This window comes from Thalassotalea euphylliae (genome assembly GCF_003390375.1).
Classification (GTDB): Bacteria; Pseudomonadota; Gammaproteobacteria; order Enterobacterales; family Alteromonadaceae; genus Thalassotalea_F; species Thalassotalea_F euphylliae_A.
In genome coordinates, this window is the sequence record NZ_QUOT01000001.1 from 1,634,724 (window position 1) to 1,655,189 (window position 20,466).

Below are 20,466 nucleotides of genomic sequence, written 5' to 3' on the forward strand. Positions count from 1 at the left end.
ATAAACTTCATTTTCATATTAGGCAGCTAACTCCCTTTTAACCTGTAACTCAACATAATATTCAACGCTATAAAATCAATTTGCGCGCTAAAAAGCGAATTCATCACCTTGGCTGCAATGAATTACCAAAACAAATGAACTCGCTCACTATCATACCGCTAAAAACGATAGGTGTAATACACGCCAGCGGTTTTTTCATAAATATCATCGGCTTTATAGCCATTGGTTTGTGCGTCAAAATTCGAGTAGGTCACAAGCACCCCAATATCAGACTGCTTTGATAAGGTGTAATTTAAGCCAAGTGAGCCTGCGTGTGAATCATCTTCAACGAAGTCGTGCAAATCGCTATAGGTATATTGACCAAAGGCACTCAACTGACCATAAAGGCGCTGTTCAAATCCAACTGACAACGCAACTTCACCGCGATTATCGCGTTTGTCTTCTTGCCAATGAATATATTCAATGCCAAAAGTCAGTGCGGTATCTGAGCTAAATACATACTTACCCGCCAAATCAAGACCAACCCCATAAGAATCGTCAGCGCCGATAACTTCTCGCCCGCCAGTTAAGCCTATACCTAGCGTCATCTCCAGCCCCGTTTTGTCTTGCCAACGTTCCATAAATTGATAGCGAATACCGCCAAAGCCAACAGTAACATTATCAGTAACGCCGTAGCCAAACACAGGCAATGCGCGCCATTTATTATCACCGTCAGTTTGTTCGCCAAAGAGCAATACTCCACCGACGGCAATTTCACCATCAGCTAAGACCAATGGCCGTTCAATTAGATTACTTGGGCTTAATTGCTGAGCGCTAACCGCCGCAGAGCTAAGTGCGAATACAAAACTAGATAAGACTACTGGTGTTGAGATTAACTTTTTCATCATCATTTCCCTTTGCTATTAAATGCATATTGTTTAGTTCAATTGGTTTGCGGGAAATCTTAAAGTTGATACCTGTATGTTTCTTTAATTGAGATGTCGAGAAATGTCGCTCATTTGTATAAATCAATGTGAGTTGTCAAAAAGTGTATGACTCTAGAGTTAGCAAGTGATTTTTTACGCTAAGTTACTACTGAGATGTAGCTAGAATATCCGTAAGAAACGACGGCGACGTTTGGCACGAATACGCTGTTCCAACGTACCTATGACATTGATATTTGCTTGCACTATAGCATCACCTAGCAAGTTAGCAGATTGATAGCTACGCAAGATATACGTAACAGGCTTATCTGATTCGAACATCATGACATGGCTGCCTGACCATTGGTTTTGCCAGCACTGCAACGGTTCTAATTCTTCTTGCTCGTATAAACAATAGTGGCCAGTATGTGGCATTTCCCATATCAATGCAGCTTTCATAGAGCACAGATATGTACCCGAAGCAAGCTCACAAACATTGGGACTCGCAATCAACATCGGCGACTTAGCGTGGCCAGCTAGATTGGCTTGATTCGCTTGACTAGCTTGATTGCCTAGCTTACTTGATTGCTGGCTCAACGGTTCTGCTAGTGCAGAGTTGTTTTGCGCCTGAGCCTGCACCTGACTAATCACAAGCATAGGCAATATCAAACCAATTGTTGCGGCCAACTTCGCTAACAGTTGTCGATGCGGCCTAACCATCAGAAAGTCCATAGCATGCCTACACTCAAGCTATAAACCGTATCTCGGCCACTCACCAGTGGACTGTCATTAATATTGTCGCTAAACAGCGATACACTAGCCGCTGCTATAATTGACCAGTCATCATCCATTGGCCGTTCAACGTAGAGCCTTGCTCGACCAACCCATGCCGCACCTGGTCGATATTCAGGTCGAAAACTTGTCGCCTCTTCGGCACTTACCCCGTAGTAATAGTCGGTGGCATTATCATCATAAACAGCAACACTGATACCCGGTAAGAACATTGCGTGACGGGTAAAGTAAGGCCTTGATACATCAACACTGGCAACTGTACCGTGATGCCTTGATAGTGCGTCATGTACAACGGCCATCCGCACATCAAATTTTCTAAAAATGCCAAAGTATTCAAAGCCGACTTCCGTTGAAGCTTTTCGTGTTTCAATACCATCGAGTAAATTACCGCGCTCTTGGTCATCTTCTGACAATTCAAAAAATAACGACTCGGCTATAACACTTACCTGCCGCGTTTCGCTTTGATACAGAATATGCCCGATAGTAAACGGACGCCCTGATAAGGGAGCAACTTCAGCAAAAAAGTTATCTTTGTAGTAGCCACCAGAAATAACTGCATCAAGTTCAATGGTATTGTGAAACTCATCGATACTATCGATTAAAGTATTGCGATAGGTGGTGACTAAACCAAGATCTAGCTCCCAATGTGACTCTGATGAGCTGGCTTCTTGCACAGAAGTTTCATTTACTGTCGATATTTGTACCGCTTGTTGCTCAACTGCAAAAGCTTGATTAGTTTGAGCAGCGACAAGGTGAGGATAAGAAGCAACAAAAGCTAACAAAACCAACACTAGGTTATATAAATTTTTTTTCATTATTTTTCTGTTTTAAAGCCTGTGCCGATTTCAAAGGCGCTCGCTATATTGATGGCCAGCAAAGTAGTTACCATTACATAAGTGCGCGCTAAGTCTTTTATTTTGTTATTTTATAGACAAATCCAAGTGTACGATGTCATTACTTGGCATGCTAGCGATTTATTAGTGCATTAATAGTAACAAGGCTACCTTGAGCCCTAAATAAGTGATAAGTGATAACTGAGCAGGCACAACTCGCTAAACCAATTCACTTCACGCTAGCAAAGGCCCTAGTTATTGGCGTGCTGGCAGAACACTCAGAATTGATTACACTTAATTTTAGGGCAGACAATCGAGCAAATAGCGATGGAGCAAAGCTTCACCTCCAGTTTTTATATCGCAGCCAAACCAGCAAGTATATACACTGCACTCACCTTGGATGTGTGTAAGTGGTGGACTGAAAATGCCACTTGTGCCAGTAGAATTGGCGACTTGCTAAGTGTGTATTTTGAAAACAATACACATTGGGTGATGACAGTCGCAGAAGCCACGCCATGCCATTCTCTCGTCTGGCATGTTACTGAAGCTTTTCACGACTTACCCTCGCTTGAACAAAAAGATGAATGGCTAGGTACCAATATTATTTGGCATTTAGAAGAGCAAAAACATGGGACGAATGTCAGCCTAACACATAACGGTTTAGTACCATCACTTAATTGCTATCGGGTTTGCCAATCGGGTTGGCAGCAATACTTATCAAGCCTGCAGGCTTATTTAGAATCGGGCCGAGGTAACCCTTATCACTAGAGCGTGTAGCTTTATGTATGGCCTAGTGAATTTTAGACAGTACATTCCAACTAATTGTTTTTTCTATTTAGTGTTAGCGACTCTATTATCATTTTTAACCTTATACTGGTTTAGTCTGTCACTCTTACTCTCTTCCTGTTGCCATTGCCATTGCCATTGCCATTGCCAGCAGTGCAATTGAAGTTTACACAGCCGCTTACAATTGCACCAAAATATTTTATTTTCAAATCTGACTAAAATTCATAGAGTACTGATAAACAGAACAATTCAAGGACGTTAACATTGAACCTAAATCAAGTAACACTGCCAGCCGTTGATATGGCTCAATCCACCGCTTTTTATCGCGCAATGGGATTTACACAAATCGTAGACACAAATCACTACGCAAGATTTGAATGCCCAGACGGTGATGCCACCTTCTCACTATCACTTACCGAAAAACTTTATTCAAACGAAAGCGTTATCTACTTTGAGTGCGACGAGCTTGATAACATAGTGGATAGCTTAATCAAGCAGGGTTTTACATTTGAACAATTGCCAACAGATCAACGATATTTATGGCGCGAAGCGATACTGAAAGACCCTAGCAACAACAAAATAAAGCTATATTGGGCTGGCGACAATCGAAAAAATCCACCTTGGCGGGTAGAGCTAAAATAGCGCAATACAAGGGTTAAGAGCTTATGCCAAAGCACACACAACAAATACTATCAGCTGCTGCGGCGCTAGCGAGCCTTGATGTAATGGCCGACGCTAAAATTGCCGAACACTCCAAACGCTTTTTTAAAACAGGTCCTGGGCAATATGGCGAAGGTGATAAGTTTATTGGTATTCGTGTACCACAAATCCGAAAAATAGTGAGCCAATTCAAAAGCCTCCCCCTGAGTGAAGTTAATGTATTATTGTACAGTGAATATCACGAAGCCCGCTTGTGTGCATTACTGATACTCGTGAGCCGATTTAAACAAAAGCGCTCAAACGAGCATCAAGCGATATTCCATTTTTACTTAGAAAATTTAGATCAAGTTAACAATTGGGATTTAGTTGATAGCTCTGCCCACCCAATTGTTGGTGGCTATTTATATAGTAAAACGTCGAGTAAAGACCGCTCATTACTATATCAACTTGCTGATTCTGAAAACCTTTGGCATCGACGCGTCGCCATTATCGCTACCTACCATTTTATTAAACGTAGCGACTTCGCAGACGCACTAGCATTAAGCGAAATACTATTAACGGATAAACAAGACCTTATTCACAAAGCGGTTGGCTGGATGCTCAGAGAAATAGGCAACAAAGATTATGACACTGAGTACAAATTTTTAGTCAAACACCATGTAAATATGCCAAGAACAATGCTGCGCTATGCGATTGAAAAATTTTCACCTGTCGTTAGAAAACAGTTTTTATCAGGCCAGTTAAGCACATAACAAAGGAATTAATTTCAGGGGGCTTTGCAACTAAGTTGCAATGTTGTCACATTCACATTAGGTTTAATAAAGGCGTCAAGGACAGACAGTGAGTGAGCGAACCAAATTGACTACCAGACATTTGTACAGCAGTTGCCTGTAAATCGTTAAGGAAGTAACACTTGCCACAATTTATTCATAAAATTATCGGCTGTTGTTTGCTTTTGTTGGCTGCGTATGGAGCACAGGCCAAAACACTGAATTATTGCGTTGACCCCAATTGGACTCCTTATGAGTATCTAGAACAAGGTCAGCATGCTGGGCTATCGGCTTTCTACTTTGAGAAAATAGCCAAGTTTGCCAACCTTGAGATAAAGCTCGTTCAAACTGAATCTTGGCAAGCGACAATTGAGGCCCTTACTAAAGATGAGTGCGATCTGACCCCATTTTTAAATTACTCCGACGCGAGAGCCGAGTATTTAATTTTCTCAGTCCCCTATTTCCAAGCCCCTAACGTGATATTTGCTCATTATCAACAAAAGCTGATTGGCGGCTTGGCACAAGTTACCAATGAGCGTATTGGCGTTGTTAAAAGCTACCGCCTAGAAAGCTACCTCAACCGCTACTACCCCAATATTGAACAAGTGCCAGTGGCAAGTGAACTTGAAGGATTAAGAAAAGTTAATAACAAAGAAATCGATTTGTTTGTCAGCTCTTATTACGGCGCTAATTTTTTGATCCACCAGCATAATTTAGCCAATATTCGTATTATCGGTTTAGCCGATTTAAAAGATCAGTTACGTATTGGCTTACGGCATGAGCATAGCGACTTAATGCCAAAAATAAATCAAGCCATACTTAAGCTCAGTGAAGAAGACCACCGTCACGCATTTAGCTTACTTGAACCCGTTAAAGTAATCTCGCAAACCAATTACACCTTGGCTTGGCAAATCGGTGCCATCGGTGCACTTCTGGTGATGATGATGGGGCTCAGGTATTACTATTCGCTGCAACAAAAACACGCATTGGCGCAAAAGAACCAAGCACTTGAGCGCTTGCATCAAGCACTAGAAAAGAAAAACACCCAGCTAGAAGCGCTGGCCGTGACCGATCATTTAACGAAATTACATAACCGCAGTTACCTTAGTGACAAAATCGCGGAATGCATCAATCGTAAAAAACGTTACCAATCAGAATGCTGTTTGATTATGTGTGATGTCGATAACTTTAAAGCCTTTAATGACAATTTTGGTCATCAAGTGGGCGATGAGGTGCTGGTTGTGCTCGCTAATACCATACGTGGCTGTGCCCGTGAGACTGATTTTACTGCCCGCTGGGGCGGCGAAGAATTTGTTATAATTTGCCCAGAAACCAACTTAAATGATGGCTTAAGCTTGGCCAATCGTATTCGTCAGCAATTAACAATAGAAAGCGCCAAATTACCTTGTCCTGTCACTTGCAGTATCGGCATTGCGCAGCTTGGTAGCTTCGATACCCAAGAATCTTGGTTTGCCAGTGCCGATCAAGCACTTTACCTTGCTAAAGAAGCAGGTAAAGACAAAATAGAGGTAGCGATAAACTAGTACGCTAGAACGTATAGCATATTAATCAAAGTTGCGAGCGCAGAAATGAGCGCTTCCGTCATAAAAAAACGCTGCATCAAGCAGCGTTTTTTATTGTCAGCTAATAAAGGCTATCAGCGCCTAAAGGTTACTGACCTTTAACTTCTGACAATCCGTTGAATACAGCTTTATCGCCTAAGAACTCTTCAATGCGAAGCAATTGGTTGTACTTAGCAACGCGGTCAGAGCGACATAAAGAGCCAGTTTTAATTTGGCCAGCTGCTGTACCAACAGCTAGATCAGCGATAGTCGCGTCTTCAGTTTCACCTGAGCGATGTGAAATAACCGCGGTAAAACCAGCATCTTTCGCCATTTTAATCGCCGCTAATGTTTCGGTTAATGAACCGATTTGATTGAATTTGATCAAGATAGAGTTACCAATACCTTGCTCAATACCACGCGCTAAAATCTTAGTATTGGTTACAAATAAATCGTCACCAACGATTTGCACTTTATCACCGAGTAAATCTGTTTGATATTTAAAGCCATCCCAATCCGACTCATCTAAGCCGTCTTCAATCGAAATTATTGGGTACTCAGCGCACAAAGCCGCTAAGAAGTCAGAAAATTCGTTAGCAGTGTATTGCTTACCTTCGCCTGATAAGTCGTAAATGCCTTCTTCTTTGTTATAAAATTCAGAAGCAGCACAATCTAGCGCTAACGTTACATCTTTACCTAATTCGTAACCCGCCGCCTCTGTCGCTTCTTTGATTACCGCCAGGGCATCAGCGTTAGATTCTAGGTTAGGTGCAAAACCACCTTCGTCACCGACCGCCGTATTCATGCCTTTTGCAGATAATACTTTTTTCAATGCGTGGAAAATCTCAGCGCCCATGCGCAATGCTTCTTTAAAGCTAGGCGCACCAACAGGCTGTACCATAAATTCTTGAATATCGACGTTGTTGTCAGCGTGCTCACCACCGTTAAGAATGTTCATCATAGGTAGTGGCAATGAGTATTGACCTGGAGTGCCATTCAAATCAGCAATATGTTCGAATAATTGCACACCTTTTGCCATGGCTGCCGCTTTAGCCGTTGCTAGCGATACCGCTAAAATGGCATTGGCACCAAAGTTTTCTTTGTTTTCGGTGCCATCTAAGTCAATCATGATTTGATCAACATTTGCTTGCTCAAGCGCTGATTTACCAATTAGTGCAGGGGCAATTTTGTCATTCACTGCAGCAACGGCGTTTAATACACCTTTACCTAAATAACGTGATTTATCACCATCACGCAGTTCAAGAGCCTCACGCGAACCCGTTGATGCACCTGATGGTGCACAAGCGCGACCCCATGCGCCAGATTCTAAATAAACGTCGGCTTCAACCGTTGGGTTACCGCGAGAGTCCATCACTTCGCGTGCAATAATTTTTGCAATGTTTGACATGTTTGTTCCTCTACAGCTTTTGCTATGTTGAGCTTTGATAATTGTTAAACTTTGATAATTCGATAATGATAATTAATGCGTGCTATCAACACGCATTTTATGCCGCTAATTTACCGCGAACGTTAACGACTTGCACGTCACGAAAATAAATAGCGGCAATAAAAAAACCGTAGCTAGGCTACGGTTTTAGAAAATTAAGCGTCTTGCTTGTGAAAGCTAAATGCTGCTGCAATAAAGCCTTCAAACAGTGGGTGTCCATCACGCGGTGTTGAATTAAATTCAGGATGGAACTGGCCCGCAATAAACCATGGGTGATCTTTGTTTTCTATCACCTCAACTAATTTCTTATCCGCAGATAAACCCGAGAAGACTAAGCCAGCTTTGCTTAGTTGGTCACGGTAGTTATTATTTACCTCATAACGGTGGCGGTGTCTCTCATAAATTGTTTCACTGCCATATACGTCACAGACTTGGGTACCTTTCACTAAGTGACACAGTTGTGAGCCTAAGCGCATAGTACCGCCTAAATCGGACGCTTCACTGCGTGTTTCAACTTGGCCGTCTTCATCTAGCCACTCGTTAATTAAACCAACCACAGGGTAAGGTGTTTCAGGGTTAAACTCGGTTGAGTGTGCATCTGCTAAGCCAGCAACGTTGCGGGCAAACTCAATCAAGGCCACTTGCATACCTAAACAAATCCCTAAGTAAGGCACTTTGTTTTCTCGGGCGTATTGCGCAGCAAGAATTTTACCTTCAACACCACGCTCACCAAAACCACCTGGTACCAAAATAGCATCTAAATGCTCAAGTAACTCGGTACCTTTAACTTCAAGATCTTGTGAGTCAATGTACTCAATCTTGATTTTTACTTGGTTTTTCAAGCCGGCGTGTTTAAGGGCTTCGTTCACGGACTTGTAGGCATCAGCCAGTTCGATGTACTTACCAACCATACCAATGGTTAATTCATCAACTGGGTTAGCTTCTTGGTAAAGCACTTGTTCCCACTCAGATAAATCCGCTTCTGGCACATCTAAGCCAAAGCGTTGGCAAACTAATTCATCAGCACCTTGCGATTTAAGCAATGCAGGGATTTTGTAGATGCTGTCAACATCACGCATCGAAATAACCGCACGCTCTTCAACATTACAGAATAACGCAATTTTCGCGCGCTCATTCGCAGGAATAACGTCTTCACTACGACAAACCAGTAGATCAGGGAAAATACCAATTGAACGCAGCTCTTTTACCGAGTGTTGAGTTGGCTTAGTTTTGATCTCACCTGAAGCTGCTAAGTAAGGTACTAACGTTAAATGCATAAACATGGCGCGCTCACGGCCAAGCTCAGTACCTAATTGACGAATTGCTTCGAGGAAAGGTTGTGATTCAATATCACCGACCGTACCGCCAATTTCAACCATAGCGACATCGTAACCTTCCGCACCTTCAATAACGCGGCGCTTGATGTCGTTGGTAATGTGAGGGATAACCTGAATAGTGGCACCAAGGAATTCACCTTTACGCTCACGCGCTAAAATATCTTGATAGATTCGACCGGTGGTGAAGTTGTTGCGCTTGGTCATTTTGGTGCGAATAAAACGCTCGTAGTGACCTAAGTCTAAATCTGTTTCGGCGCCATCTTCAGTCACGAATACTTCACCGTGCTGAATTGGGCTCATCGTCCCTGGGTCAACATTAATATAAGGGTCAAGCTTTAACATGGTCACTTTCAAACCACGTGCTTCCAGAATCGCAGCGAGTGAGGCTGCAGCAATTCCTTTACCTAACGACGACACAACACCGCCCGTTACAAAAATATATCTTGTAGTCATGTTTAACCCAGAAAATAAGGAAGTTTGGAAATTGGCCAAACTTGGATCTTCGATGCAAGATGCAAGTATAGCAGGACGGGGCGGCATTATACCCAAAGCCCCTATGAACAACAAGCAAGCAGCCAATAAAATTAGTGATTTAACACAGACAGTTGGCAACGCTAAAAAACTGAGTATGATGGTGCCACTTAGAACGGAAAAAGAACACTATGAGCGCAGCACTTAACCTTGTCCTTGACGCGATCGATGCAATCAACCAGCAAGATCCCAATGTTGAACACATTGATGGTCAACCACAACCGAAAGAGCTAATTTACGGTCAACGTATGTCACAATGCTTACATAGCTTTTGGCCAGACAGCAGCGAGCACTTACAAATTGCGGTACGCGCTCAACATGTCAAACGTTGGGCAATTGCACGTAGCGAATATCCCGAAGGTAAAGCGGGTTACCTAAAATGGCGCAAAGCGCTCGGCCAACTTCATGCCGAAACGGCTAGTGAGCTAATGTTAGCCAACGGCTATGAACCAGTTGATGCAGACCGAACAGCCGCAATTATTCGCAAGGAAAAGTTAAAATCTAACCCTGAAAGTCAAACGCTTGAAGATGTCGCCTGCTTAGTGTTTCTCAGCTACTATTTTGCGCCGTTTGCAGCAAAACATAGTGACGAAAAAATTATCAGTATTTTGCAAAAAACTTGGAAAAAAATGTCGGCAACTGCCCAGCAAATTGCGCTTAAAGCAGATCTACCCGCGCATTTAGCTGCGTTAGTTGAACAAGCATTAGCTGAAATTTAGTCGCCTTTTGATCAATTAATCACTGAATTTTTGCTGAGTTCGCTCTGCACATTTGTTATTATTTTGTGAACACGCTGACGGTGGCCATTTCAATGCATTCTTTTTATTCTTGAATCTGGCCTGTAAGACACAACATCGACAAGCGCAGCTCATAACCCAACAAGTTACTAATTTTAGGATTTACGTAAGCCTTCAACGCCATGAGTAGTCAAGATTTACAAGCACTCAAGCGCACTAACACGGAATTAAAGCGAGCTATTAGACATTTTCTCGAGGCCGCTCCGAACTCTGGTCCGTTAGCTGTGCAAGTTAATAATATTAAAGAAGCAATTAAGTCTAATGAAGCGATGTTTACTTTCGCTTCGTTGGTAGAACAATACGCAAAAATGAAAAAGAATTTTGATAACGTAGATTATCAAAATCAGAAAAAAGATCTCGCCAAGTTCAAAGCGATTGTTAAGAAAACAGGCACTCGTAATTTATCATCTAATCAGCTGGAAAAAGTTGAAACCCTGTTAGCAGAACTTAATACCGCACAACCCGCGCATACGGTGTTAATGAGCGCAGGCCAAACGATTGATTACTTTGCCACAGACCTGAGTAACTTAAGAGAATCTTCTAGCGTTGTTGTTAAAGCGGAAGACGTAGCAACAGATGAAACGGGCGTTGTTGCCGCTGATGTTCACCTAGCCAGTAAAAAGCTGCTCAAAGATGTGGTTGTCGTTTCAAAACAATTAACCAAAACATACCCAAATGACGAGTTTATTAGTGGAATTTTGCGCGAGGCTTCGAGTGTTAAAGAAGGTAAAGGCACCTTTTTCACTGCCATAAACTTATTAGAGCGTACCACCACTTATTTAACCCTGCTTATTCAGCAAGAGCGCTGTGCTACTGAAGAAATGCTTAATGACATTCATGCCAATTTAATGAATGCCATTAGCCAAACTTGTGTGGTTAAAAAACTGGTTGATTCTTCACAAGATAGCTGTGACAAAGTGAGTCAGTCGATGGCCAACGAGTTACAGAATATGGAAGTTAAAGCTAAGAGTATTGATACACTCAGCGGCATGCAGCAACATATCAAAGACAGTGTCAGTTTGATCGCTAAGCTAATGAATAGCTACTCCGATGAACAAAAACAAATTCACCGCACCAACGAAGCAACCATCCAAGAACTGACCAGCCAAATTGAAAGCACCTCGAACTTTGTTGATCAACTTGAAAAACAGCTTAATGTTGCTGAAGAAACCAGCTTGATCGACGAACTAACCACTATCGGCAACCGAAAAGGTTATGTGCTGCGCATTAATGATGAACGCAAACATTGGCAAATCACTAAGCAGCCGCTGACCTTAATGGTGATTGATGTTGATAACTTCAAAAGCATCAATGACACTTACGGTCATAGTATTGGCGATCAGGTCCTAAAATGCTTAGGCCAAACCTTGAAAAAGCACATTCGCAACTCTGATTATGTAGCTCGTTTTGGTGGTGAAGAATTTGTAATTATTTTACCGGCAACCGAAATTGATCGCGCCGTTCAGATAGGACAAAAAATTCAGGGTGTGATCAACAACCTCAAGTTTGAACTACGTAAAAAGAACAAAGTACTTAAAATGACGTGTTCATTTGGCATCGCAGGCTTTAGTCAAAAATGCAGTAATAGTACCGATGTTTTTAACTTGGCAGATAAAGCTTTGTATAAAGCAAAAGAGAATGGCCGAGATTGTATCGTGGTTGCCAAAGACGACAAGCTGGTCAAAGTTGAAGCTGAAAAGGCAATGACCTAACAAGTTAACATGATATAACGAGAAAACGAGCAATATGCTCGTTTTTTTATATCTGTAAACGTTAATAGCAATTGAATTAATCGCTAAATAAGGTACTTGGGTGTTTATCGGCCTTCTGGTGGCTTTTGTTCACTAATTGGCAAGCGCCAAACAAAAATAAATGGCCCTGTGATCAACGCGATAACTAACGCCCCCCAAAGATAACTTTGCAAGACATAGCATGACCAAGCACATGCCAATACCATTGAGACTAAAGCAATACGTTTAGCTCGCAGTGGAATACTTCGGTGTGCTTGCCAATCGCGGATCATTGGTCCAAATATTCGGTTATCAAGCAGCATTTGATGGAGCATAGGCGAAGACTTTGCAAAACAGGCGGCCGCAACAATCAAAAACGGAGTTGTTGGCAACACAGGCAAAACCACCCCAAGGATTCCCAAGCCCACAAAGAGTAAACCGACAATAACCAAGGCAATTCTACTTAAACGCATTGAATAAATAACAACCTAAGGCTTAGAAGAAGTTTGCTTTGTTTGAGCTGCCTGCAACTCAGTTTGACCCTGCTGGGGTTGCTCGTAACCGTTTTTTTCTACCTGCTTAGCACTTTGCCAAAACTGCTCTAGCGTCGTTAAGTCATGTTCAGCCATAGTTTTACCGGAGCTTGTCGCTTGCTGTTCAACATGCTTGAATCGTTTACTGAATTTATCATTTGCGGCTCGCAGTAGCGCTTCAGGGTCTTGTTTAGCATGACGACAAACATTAACCACAGCAAAGAGTAAATCCCCCAGCTCTTCCCCTAGCCTTGCTTGTTGTGCGCTATTGGTTAAATCACTGGTCAACTCTGCTTTAACTTCGGCAACTTCTTCTTCGACTTTCTCAAAGCATTGCGAAATATTATCCCAGTCAAAGCCAACGTGCGCACAACGCTTTTGAATCTTATTAGCTCGTGATAATGCCGGTAACGCCTGCGGTATATCGGCCAAAATACTTAAATTCTCTTGCTGATTTTTTTGCTTTCGCTCATTCGCTTTTTCATTTTCCCAATTCGCTTTAATATCAGCGTCCGTCGTTAGCGTTTTATCACCAAAGACATGGGGGTGGCGACGGATCAACTTTTCACAAATTGCCGCCACAACCGAATCAAAATCAAACCGCTTTTGCTCTGCTCCCAACTGGCTGTAGAACACCACTTGAAACAATAAGTCGCCAAGCTCTTTTTCTAACTCAGAAAAGTCTTGCTGGTTAATGGCCTCAGCCACTTCATAGGCTTCTTCAATAGTGTGTGGAACAATTGATGCGAAGTCTTGCTTGAGATCCCATGGGCAGCCCGTTTCAGGATCGCGTAGCTGCGCCATAATCCAGCGCAGCTTTGCCATTGATGCCGGTGCATCTTTCATATCGATATTTATCATGAGTTAATGTGATAGCCGTTTAACGTCAATAATATCATCAAGTTGACGAAGCTTAGTGACGATGCGATTGAGCATACTGCTGTTGGCAATTTCTACCGTAAAGCTCATTCGGGTGGTTTGCTTAAACTTGTCAGAATGACTTGCCATCCCCGTGATAAGCACTCGCTCGTTGGCAATAATGGTCGAAATGTCTCTTAATAAGCCGTGGCGATCACTTGCGGTCACTTGTAAGGTTGCTTGGTAGCTTTTTTGCTGTTCATGCCCCCATTGCACTTCTATTTCACGCTCTGGATTTTGTTCAAGCGAGTTCGCTAATTGCTCACAATCACTGCGATGCACGGAAATGCCGCGACCTTGCGTAATAAAGCCGAGAATGTCATCACCCGGCACAGGTAAGCAACACTTCGCCATGTGTGTCATCAAATTACCAACGCCAGAGACAATCACACCATCATTGCGCGCAGGCTTTTTATTAGCCGCTTGCTGGCTGACGAGTGATTGCGGGTCGATTTCAGGCTCAGGCTGATCTTTTGCAACTTGTTGCTGCAAGTAATTTACAACTTGCTGCAAACGCGCATTACCTGAGCCAATAGCAGCATAGAGATCTTCAACACTGCCAACGTTAAAACGTTTGGCAGCATCGAGTAAATCCACCTCTGCTATTTGACTTTTCGTTAGTTCATTTTCCAGCGTTTGCTTGCCCAGCTCGATATATTTATCGCGATCAAGCAATTTAAAAAAGTGCTGAACCTTGGCGCGCGCGCGCGCTGAGTGAATATAGCCCAAGTTTGGGTTTAGCCAATCGCGACTTGGATTAGGCTGCTTGCTGGTGAGAATTTCAACCTGGTCACCGGTTTGTAATTGATAAGTAAAAGGCACAATTCGCCCAAATACCTTAGCACCAATACAACAGTGACCAACATTGGAGTGAATATAGTACGCGAAATCGAGTGGCGTTGCGCCAACAGGTAAATCAATCACGTCGCCATTGGGCGTAAAGGCATAAATTCGGTCTTCAAATACTTGGCTGCGCAGTTCATCAAGCATTTCACCGCTTTCTGAGACATCCTCTTGCCATTGCAAAATCTTGCGTAGCCACTCAATTTTTTCATCAAAGCCTGAGGTTTTACCGCTAGCACTGCCTTCTTTATAACGCCAGTGCGCTGCCACGCCGAGCTCAGCATCTTGGTGCATTTGCTCGGTACGTATTTGAATTTCAACCGACTTGCCTTCAGGCCCCAGCACCACAGTGTGAATCGATTGATAGCCATTTGGCTTAGGGGTAGCAACATAGTCGTCAAACTCACTCGGCAAGTGCTTCCAATTGGTGTGCACTACCCCCAATGCGGCGTAACAGTCTTGCAGTTCTTCGGCGATAATTCGCACCGCTCGTACATCAAACAGCTGCTCAAAATCTAACGACTTGTTTTGCATTTTCTTCCAAATGCTGTAAATGTGCTTAGGACGGCCATACACTTGCCCTTTCACCTTTACCGCCTCTAATTGCTGCTGCAAGCTATCAACAAAATCGACCATGTATTGCTCGCGCGCCAAGCGTTTTTCATCAAGCCATTTCGCGATTTTTTTGTAGGTTTCTGGGTGTAGGTAGCGAAAAGCAATATCTTCTAGCTCCCACTTTAGTTGACCAATACCTAGTCGGTTGGCTAGCGGCGCATAAATATTTGCCGTTTCTTTTGCGGCGAGTACGCGAATGTCTTCCTCGCTGTTTTTCACCAAACGTAAATAACACAAACGCTCAGCGAGCTTGATAACCACAGCGCGAACATCCTCCACCATCGCCAGCAACATTTTGCGGATGTTATCTACTTGGTTTGCTGCCACTTTATTGGTTTGGGTTTGTTGCAGGGTTTTAATTGCCTGCATTTGCTGCACGCCTTTACACAACATATAAACTTGCTGACCGTATTGCTCTTGCACTTCAAGCGTGTCATAAACCTGCTCGTCAATCAGTGGCGTTAAGATAGCCGCAATTAATGAATCTTTGTCTAGGTTCAGCTCGGCTAATATTTCCACCATTTCTTTGGCTTTGGCGAGCGCAATATCATGATCGGTAAACTTGCTTTGCACTTGCAGCCATAATGCCTGCAAAGATTGGGCTTTTGTGTCACTTAGTTGAAGCTCTGCTAACCAGTGCTCAAAACTAGTCGCTGAGATTTGATGAGACTTGCGTACCGATACCATAAATACTCCCTTGGCGAACAATTAGAAAAGAATAGCTGTACAGAAAATGAAGGCCGCGCTAGCTGTGTTTAGATGAATATTTCATCAACTCCATAAAGCGCGTTCTAATTTGTTGCAATACGCTCAAACAATACCATAGTTTCAACATGCTTTGTGTGGTTGAACATGTCGATTAAACCAATTTTTTTCACCTGATAACTCTGTTCGCTGAGCACTTTAGCATCACGCGCTAAGGTTTGTGGATCACAACTGACATACAAAATGCACTTCGCCTCTATCGTGGCCAGTTGCTCACAAGCTTCCAGCGCGCCAGCACGTGCTGGATCGAGTAAGACTTTATTAAATTGATGCGCTTGCCATGCTTGATCTTGCCAATCACTATTAAGGTCAAGCTGATAAAATGCTGCATTCGTGATTTGGTTGCGACCGGCATTTGCCGCAGCGCTATCCACCATAGCTTGCACACCTTCAACTCCAACTACCTTTGCGACTTGTTTTGCCATTGGCAAAGAAAAGTTACCTAAGCCACAAAACAAATCTAACACCACATCGTCAGCTGCTAGTTCAAGCCAGTTGAGCGCCTGCTTGACCATAAGTTGGTTCACCTCATCATTGACTTGAATAAAGTCATTGGGTGCAAACTTAATAGTAATGCTTTTGTTATCTGAATTTTGATCTGAGCCCTTATCTGGGCTACCAAGTGAGCCGTCGATTGAACTGTCTATTGAACGGTCGATCAAACAATCAAGTTCATAGCTCAGCGGTTGGTTTTCCGTCTCTTCTAACGCGGATAAATCACTGTCCTCATCGCCATAGTCAAAGCTCACTTGCCAGTGATGCTGTTTCGCGGCTTGTTGCCAAACGGTTTTAGCATGTGCAGAAAGCTTGCGTAATTGTCTGATAACTAACCTTGTCTGTTTAGCTTGAATAACTTCAATATGACCGATACTTTTAGGCTCAGCTAACTCTTCCAGCACATTAGCGAGTGCTGTGTTAATCGACGCCAAGGGTTTTGATAGTACATGGCAATATTTAATCGGCACTAAGGTGTTACTTTCTTTTTGTCTAAATCCGAGCGTTGCCTCACCTAGCTTGTTGTACTGCACACCAATACGAGCCTTACGACGGTAGTGCCAATCGCGTCCGGTAACCGCAGGTTGCCACGGCAAGGCTGTAAGCCCTTGACGAGCAAAAAGCTCTGTCACTTTTTGCTGCTTAAAGGTGAGCTGTCCTTGATGAGATAAGTGCTGAAGATCGCAGCCACCACAAACGTAATAGTGCTCACATACAGGATTTTGGCGCTGGTTATTCAGGTGAGCAACTTTAACGACTTTCGCTTTAATAAACTTACTGTTAGTTTCAATGACCTTGGCTTGCACATGTTCACCCACTAAGGTGTTTGCGACAAATACGGGCTTTTTTTGATAACGGCCAACACCGATGCCATTAACGTCAAGGCGATCGATAGTGAGTTTAATAACCTGCCCCAACAACTTTTGATTGCGAGCAGATGATTTAGGTGCTTGAAATATTTTTGCCATGAATAAATAAGGTCTTAAGGTTTAATACCAATCCCCACAATAATATGCTCAACTCAGAGCTATTTCAGCGGTTCAAGTACAAGAAATATTTTGAACCGGAATTAGGCCGCTGAAAGCTCCCAAAGGGCTTGGCTAAAACACTTTACTGCGGTGTTACATGCTTTTGAAATAGACTAACTATGACTGGCAAACATGTGCCTTGCATTAAAGCGTTTTATCTCAAGCTGAGTTAACATTTATTTATGCGGATTGGTATAAGCTACAAATTTACTTGTCGATATGACATGATACCGACAATAGATATGTGATTTTACCCTAACTTCCGCCTCAACATGCACAAAATAAGTCTTAAAGACTGGGTTGTTTTGCTTACCATAGTGCCAACGACACTGATTGGCCTTGGCATTGGTGGCTACTTTTCTTACAACCGATATGTTGAATTAGACGAATACCTAACGCTTCGTGCTAAAAGTATCGCCGAGCCTATTGCGATTGTCGGTGTTGAACCCATTATTGAGAAAAATCGTGATATCTTGCGCCGCTTGATTGGTACCGCGCATCGTAACCACTCTGATATTGTTAAAAATATTACGATTTTTACCGCTGATAATCAGATTTTTGTAACGAGTGCTTATCATGGCGACACTGGCTTGTTGCGACTTAAACCTGAACAACTGATTCCACAGCAAACCATGGTTGAAGTGGTGCCAAACTACTTGATATTCCGCACGCCAATATACGATGACATTCGACAGCAATCGCCAAACCTAGTGTATGAAAATGCGCTTGGCTATATCGCCATTCAAATTGATCGCAACAAAGTGCAATTTCGTCAGCAAAGTCAGATTGTTATTGCCTTGGGCATCGTGGTTTTTGGCTCACTGATCAGTGCAATTTTTGCCTTTAGATTAATTAAAAACGTAACCCGCCCAGTAACTTCAATGGTGCAAGCGGTTGATCGTATTCGTGAAGGCAAGCTTGAAAGCCGTGTTAGTGGTCAACTGGTCGGCGAACTCAACTTTCTTAAAAACGGTATTAACGCAATGGCGCAGAGCCTTGGTGACTACCATGACGAGATGCAACGCAGTGTTGACCAAGCAACCGTTGATTTACGCGAAAGTTTAGAGCAATTTGAAATTCAAAACGTTGAGTTAGATATTGCTAAGCGCAAGGCACAAGAAGCAAACAAGGTTAAATCTGAGTTCTTAGCCAACATGAGTCACGAGCTAAGAACGCCGCTGAATGGCGTTATCGGCTTTACTCGCCAAGTACTTAAAACACCGCTAGGCGATACCCAACGAGATTACCTACAAACCATTGAACGTTCTGCCAATAACTTGTTAGCCATTATCAACGACATTCTCGATTTCTCGAAACTCGATGCTGGCAAAATGGTCATAGAAAGTATTCCATTTACATTGCGTGAATCCTTAGAAGAATCGTTAACCTTATTGGCGCCAAGTGCTCACAAAAAGAATATTGAATTGTCACTGCGAATCGCGCCACAAGTACCGGATTCGTTAATTGGCGATGCGATGCGAATTAAGCAGATTCTGATCAACCTTGCCAACAATGCGATAAAATTTACCGATAAAGGTGCTGTCTGTATTGATGTTGATATCGAACATCAGCAAGACAATAAAGCGAGCTTTAAAGTTACGGTTACCGATACCGGTATTGGCATGAACAGTGAGCAACAAAAAACAATTTTCGAAGCCTTTGGTCAAGCGGATAAAAGTGTTACCCGCCTTTATGGTGGCACTGGGCTTGGCTTAGTTATCTCACAGCGACTCGCCCAAGAGATGCAAGGTGATATTGGCTTTATCAGTGAAGAGCGAGAAGGTTCAACGTTCTGGTTCACCTTTAAGTGCGAGATTAACCCGGTTATTTTGGCTCACGCATTGCCAGTTGAAGCATTAGCCAGTAAAAGCATTCTATATTTTGAACCGCACACGCATAGCAGAATTGCCACCAGTGACATTTTAACAAGCTGGCACATGCAGGTAATGCCAATTGGTACCTTGGACGAGTTGACCACTGAACTAGAACAAAATCAGCATTATGACTTTGCTCTTATCAGCCATGATGTCACGCCAGCAGCATTACCAGAGCTAAAAGCGCTCATTGCGCTACTTCAAAAACGTACCAACACCATTCACTTGGCCGTGAACAGTAATTCACCGAGCTTACATGAAGTATTAATAGGTAATGGCGCGACAAGTTGCCTAAGCAAACCTATCACGCCTTCTCGACTGGCTAAATCGTTAATGCCGCAGCATCACGAGAATACTACGCAAGTGCCTATTGTTGGCGAGCAAAAACTACCGATTAAGGTACTCGCCGTAGACGACAATGATGCTAATTTAAAATTAATTCATGCACTGCTAGCTGAACAAGTGCAAGAAATACATACCGCTTGCAACGGTCAAGAAGCGGTCAATTTATGCCAAAGTGAAAAATTCGCCTTAATCTTTATGGACATTCAAATGCCTGTAATGGATGGCATTACTGCCCTTAAAACCATCAAAGCGCAGACGTTTAATGATGAAACACCGATTATTGCGGTTACCGCCCATGCACTTAGTGGCGAGAAAGAAAAGTTAATGGTGGAAGGCTTTAGTTCTTACATGACTAAGCCCATTGATGAGTCAATGTTAAAGCACACCATATACGAATACTGTGATTTAACCTTACTAAGTCCAAAAACCGAGACAACTGCGCACGCCGAGATAAAATCCCCCACAGTGATTGATGCCGCGAGTTTTACACTCCCTATTCAAACGAACGCGATAGACTGGCAGCTTGCTTTAACTCGAACAGGTAATAAAGTCGATTTAGCAAAAGATATGCTTTCAGGTCTAGTCAACAGTTTGCCGGAAACGAAATCACTGATTAACGAAGCCATTGTTTGCCAAGATATCGAACAAGTTAACACGCTTATTCACAAGCTTAACGGTGCTTGTTGCTATACAGGAGTTCCAGCACTTGGCAAGATCACCCACCAAATCGAAACTATGCTCAAACAAGGGCAGTTATTAGATCAACTTGAGCCTGAGTTTTTTGAGTTCTTCGAACATATAGATAATGTCCTCGATGAAGCACCTAAAGTGCTGGAAGAAGTCGAAGAATTAAGTAGTCAAAGCTAATTGTCTTTCCTGCATAAAAAACATAACTAGAAATAA

At 42.8% G+C, this 20,466-nt stretch carries 17 protein-coding genes; 8 read left to right on the forward strand and 9 right to left on the reverse strand.

The annotated features are described in order from the left end of the window. Positions 1 to 158: 158 nt before the first annotated feature. The 3 genes from DXX94_RS07300 to DXX94_RS07310 form a co-directional block, all read right to left on the reverse strand. Entirely contained in the window at positions 159 to 884 is a 726-nt protein-coding gene (locus tag DXX94_RS07300; RefSeq protein ID WP_147302249.1) for a hypothetical protein, read from the reverse strand. 201 nt (positions 885 to 1,085) lie between these two features. Then, positions 1,086 to 1,634: a DUF3019 domain-containing protein gene (locus DXX94_RS07305; RefSeq protein WP_116014858.1), complete on the reverse strand. Its 549-nt coding sequence runs from the start codon at positions 1,632 to 1,634 to the stop codon at positions 1,086 to 1,088. After that, positions 1,622 to 2,509, reverse strand: coding sequence for a MipA/OmpV family protein (locus DXX94_RS07310; RefSeq protein ID WP_116014860.1), 888 nt, complete (start codon positions 2,507 to 2,509; stop codon positions 1,622 to 1,624). Before DXX94_RS07310 ends, DXX94_RS07305 begins: the two co-directional genes overlap by 13 nt. A gap of 345 nt (positions 2,510 to 2,854) precedes the next feature. Between DXX94_RS07310 and DXX94_RS07315 the strand changes: the two genes are divergently transcribed. The 4 genes from DXX94_RS07315 (at position 2,855) to DXX94_RS07330 (ending at position 6,287) form a co-directional block, all read left to right on the forward strand. Next, positions 2,855 to 3,295 carry an SRPBCC family protein gene (locus tag DXX94_RS07315; RefSeq protein WP_116014861.1) on the forward strand — a complete coding sequence of 147 codons (441 nt, stop codon included), beginning with the start codon at positions 2,855 to 2,857 and terminating at the stop codon, positions 3,293 to 3,295. Positions 3,296 to 3,577: 282 nt separating this feature from the next. Beyond that, the gene (locus DXX94_RS07320) at positions 3,578 to 3,955 is read left to right on the forward strand and encodes a VOC family protein (RefSeq protein WP_116014863.1); all 378 of its coding nucleotides are present in this window, start codon (positions 3,578 to 3,580) and stop codon (positions 3,953 to 3,955) included. Positions 3,956 to 3,978: 23 nt separating this feature from the next. After that, on the forward strand, positions 3,979 to 4,725 hold the full coding sequence (locus DXX94_RS07325) for a DNA alkylation repair protein (protein WP_258872120.1): 747 nt from the start codon (positions 3,979 to 3,981) through the stop codon (positions 4,723 to 4,725). 161 nt (positions 4,726 to 4,886) lie between these two features. Next, a complete protein-coding gene (locus DXX94_RS07330; RefSeq protein ID WP_116014865.1) occupies positions 4,887 to 6,287 on the forward strand; it encodes a transporter substrate-binding domain-containing diguanylate cyclase in 1,401 nt (466 codons plus the stop codon). A 127-nt stretch (positions 6,288 to 6,414) separates the two neighbouring features. On the opposite strand, the gene eno is transcribed toward DXX94_RS07330, so the two are convergent. Further along, positions 6,415 to 7,713 (reverse strand): phosphopyruvate hydratase, encoded by a 1,299-nt coding sequence (gene eno, locus DXX94_RS07335; protein WP_116014866.1) that lies wholly within the window; start codon positions 7,711 to 7,713, stop codon positions 6,415 to 6,417. Positions 7,714 to 7,907: 194 nt separating this feature from the next. Continuing rightward, complete coding sequence (locus DXX94_RS07340; RefSeq protein ID WP_116014868.1) at positions 7,908 to 9,542, reverse strand: CTP synthase; 1,635 nt, start codon at positions 9,540 to 9,542, stop codon at positions 7,908 to 7,910. A gap of 52 nt (positions 9,543 to 9,594) precedes the next feature. Here DXX94_RS07340 and DXX94_RS19265 point away from each other — a divergent pair, with 52 nt between their 5' ends. From DXX94_RS19265 to DXX94_RS07355, 3 genes are all read left to right on the forward strand, one after another. Next, entirely contained in the window at positions 9,595 to 9,768 is a 174-nt protein-coding gene (locus tag DXX94_RS19265; protein WP_181901505.1) for a hypothetical protein, read from the forward strand. Further along, complete coding sequence (locus DXX94_RS07350; protein WP_116014870.1) at positions 9,752 to 10,339, forward strand: DUF4202 domain-containing protein; 588 nt, start codon at positions 9,752 to 9,754, stop codon at positions 10,337 to 10,339. Before DXX94_RS19265 ends, DXX94_RS07350 begins: the two co-directional genes overlap by 17 nt. 200 nt (positions 10,340 to 10,539) lie before the next feature. After that, on the forward strand, positions 10,540 to 12,129 hold the full coding sequence (locus tag DXX94_RS07355) for a GGDEF domain-containing protein (RefSeq protein ID WP_116014871.1): 1,590 nt from the start codon (positions 10,540 to 10,542) through the stop codon (positions 12,127 to 12,129). Between the two features lie 104 nt (positions 12,130 to 12,233). Here the strand turns inward: DXX94_RS07355 and DXX94_RS07360 are convergent, their stop codons facing one another. The 4 genes from DXX94_RS07360 to rlmD all read right to left on the reverse strand — a co-directional run bounded on the left by DXX94_RS07360 (position 12,234) and on the right by rlmD (position 17,284). Next, the gene (locus DXX94_RS07360) at positions 12,234 to 12,620 is read right to left on the reverse strand and encodes a YbaN family protein (protein ID WP_116014873.1); all 387 of its coding nucleotides are present in this window, start codon (positions 12,618 to 12,620) and stop codon (positions 12,234 to 12,236) included. A gap of 15 nt (positions 12,621 to 12,635) precedes the next feature. Next, on the reverse strand, positions 12,636 to 13,541 hold the full coding sequence (gene mazG, locus DXX94_RS07365) for a nucleoside triphosphate pyrophosphohydrolase (RefSeq protein ID WP_258872121.1): 906 nt from the start codon (positions 13,539 to 13,541) through the stop codon (positions 12,636 to 12,638). Between the two features lie 3 nt (positions 13,542 to 13,544). Continuing rightward, positions 13,545 to 15,743, reverse strand: a complete 2,199-nt coding sequence (gene relA / locus DXX94_RS07370; protein WP_116014874.1) for a GTP diphosphokinase — start codon at positions 15,741 to 15,743, stop codon at positions 13,545 to 13,547. Between the two features lie 104 nt (positions 15,744 to 15,847). Continuing rightward, positions 15,848 to 17,284 (reverse strand): 23S rRNA (uracil(1939)-C(5))-methyltransferase RlmD, encoded by a 1,437-nt coding sequence (gene rlmD, locus DXX94_RS07375; RefSeq protein ID WP_116014876.1) that lies wholly within the window; start codon positions 17,282 to 17,284, stop codon positions 15,848 to 15,850. Between the two features lie 332 nt (positions 17,285 to 17,616). On the opposite strand from rlmD, the gene barA reads away from it, so the two are divergent. Further along, positions 17,617 to 20,430, forward strand: a complete 2,814-nt coding sequence (barA, locus tag DXX94_RS07380; protein ID WP_116014878.1) for a two-component sensor histidine kinase BarA — start codon at positions 17,617 to 17,619, stop codon at positions 20,428 to 20,430. Positions 20,431 to 20,466 lie beyond the last annotated feature (36 nt).

Coding starts and splice junctions, on each gene's coding strand:
- DXX94_RS07300 (WP_147302249.1), bottom strand. CDS start 884: ATGAAAAAGTTAATCTCAACACCAGTAGTCTTATCTAGTTTTGTATTC.
- DXX94_RS07305 (WP_116014858.1), bottom strand. CDS start 1,634: ATGGACTTTCTGATGGTTAGGCCGCATCGACAACTGTTAGCGAAGTTG.
- DXX94_RS07310 (WP_116014860.1), bottom strand. CDS start 2,509: ATGAAAAAAAATTTATATAACCTAGTGTTGGTTTTGTTAGCTTTTGTT.
- DXX94_RS07315 (WP_116014861.1), top strand. CDS start 2,855: ATGGAGCAAAGCTTCACCTCCAGTTTTTATATCGCAGCCAAACCAGCA.
- DXX94_RS07325 (WP_258872120.1), top strand. CDS start 3,979: ATGCCAAAGCACACACAACAAATACTATCAGCTGCTGCGGCGCTAGCG.
- eno (WP_116014866.1), bottom strand. CDS start 7,713: ATGTCAAACATTGCAAAAATTATTGCACGCGAAGTGATGGACTCTCGC.
- DXX94_RS07340 (WP_116014868.1), bottom strand. CDS start 9,542: ATGACTACAAGATATATTTTTGTAACGGGCGGTGTTGTGTCGTCGTTA.
- DXX94_RS19265 (WP_181901505.1), top strand. CDS start 9,595: ATGCAAGATGCAAGTATAGCAGGACGGGGCGGCATTATACCCAAAGCC.
- DXX94_RS07350 (WP_116014870.1), top strand. CDS start 9,752: ATGAGCGCAGCACTTAACCTTGTCCTTGACGCGATCGATGCAATCAAC.
- DXX94_RS07355 (WP_116014871.1), top strand. CDS start 10,540: ATGAGTAGTCAAGATTTACAAGCACTCAAGCGCACTAACACGGAATTA.
- DXX94_RS07360 (WP_116014873.1), bottom strand. CDS start 12,620: ATGCGTTTAAGTAGAATTGCCTTGGTTATTGTCGGTTTACTCTTTGTG.
- mazG (WP_258872121.1), bottom strand. CDS start 13,541: ATGATAAATATCGATATGAAAGATGCACCGGCATCAATGGCAAAGCTG.
- relA (WP_116014874.1), bottom strand. CDS start 15,743: ATGGTATCGGTACGCAAGTCTCATCAAATCTCAGCGACTAGTTTTGAG.
- rlmD (WP_116014876.1), bottom strand. CDS start 17,284: ATGGCAAAAATATTTCAAGCACCTAAATCATCTGCTCGCAATCAAAAG.
- barA (WP_116014878.1), top strand. CDS start 17,617: ATGCACAAAATAAGTCTTAAAGACTGGGTTGTTTTGCTTACCATAGTG.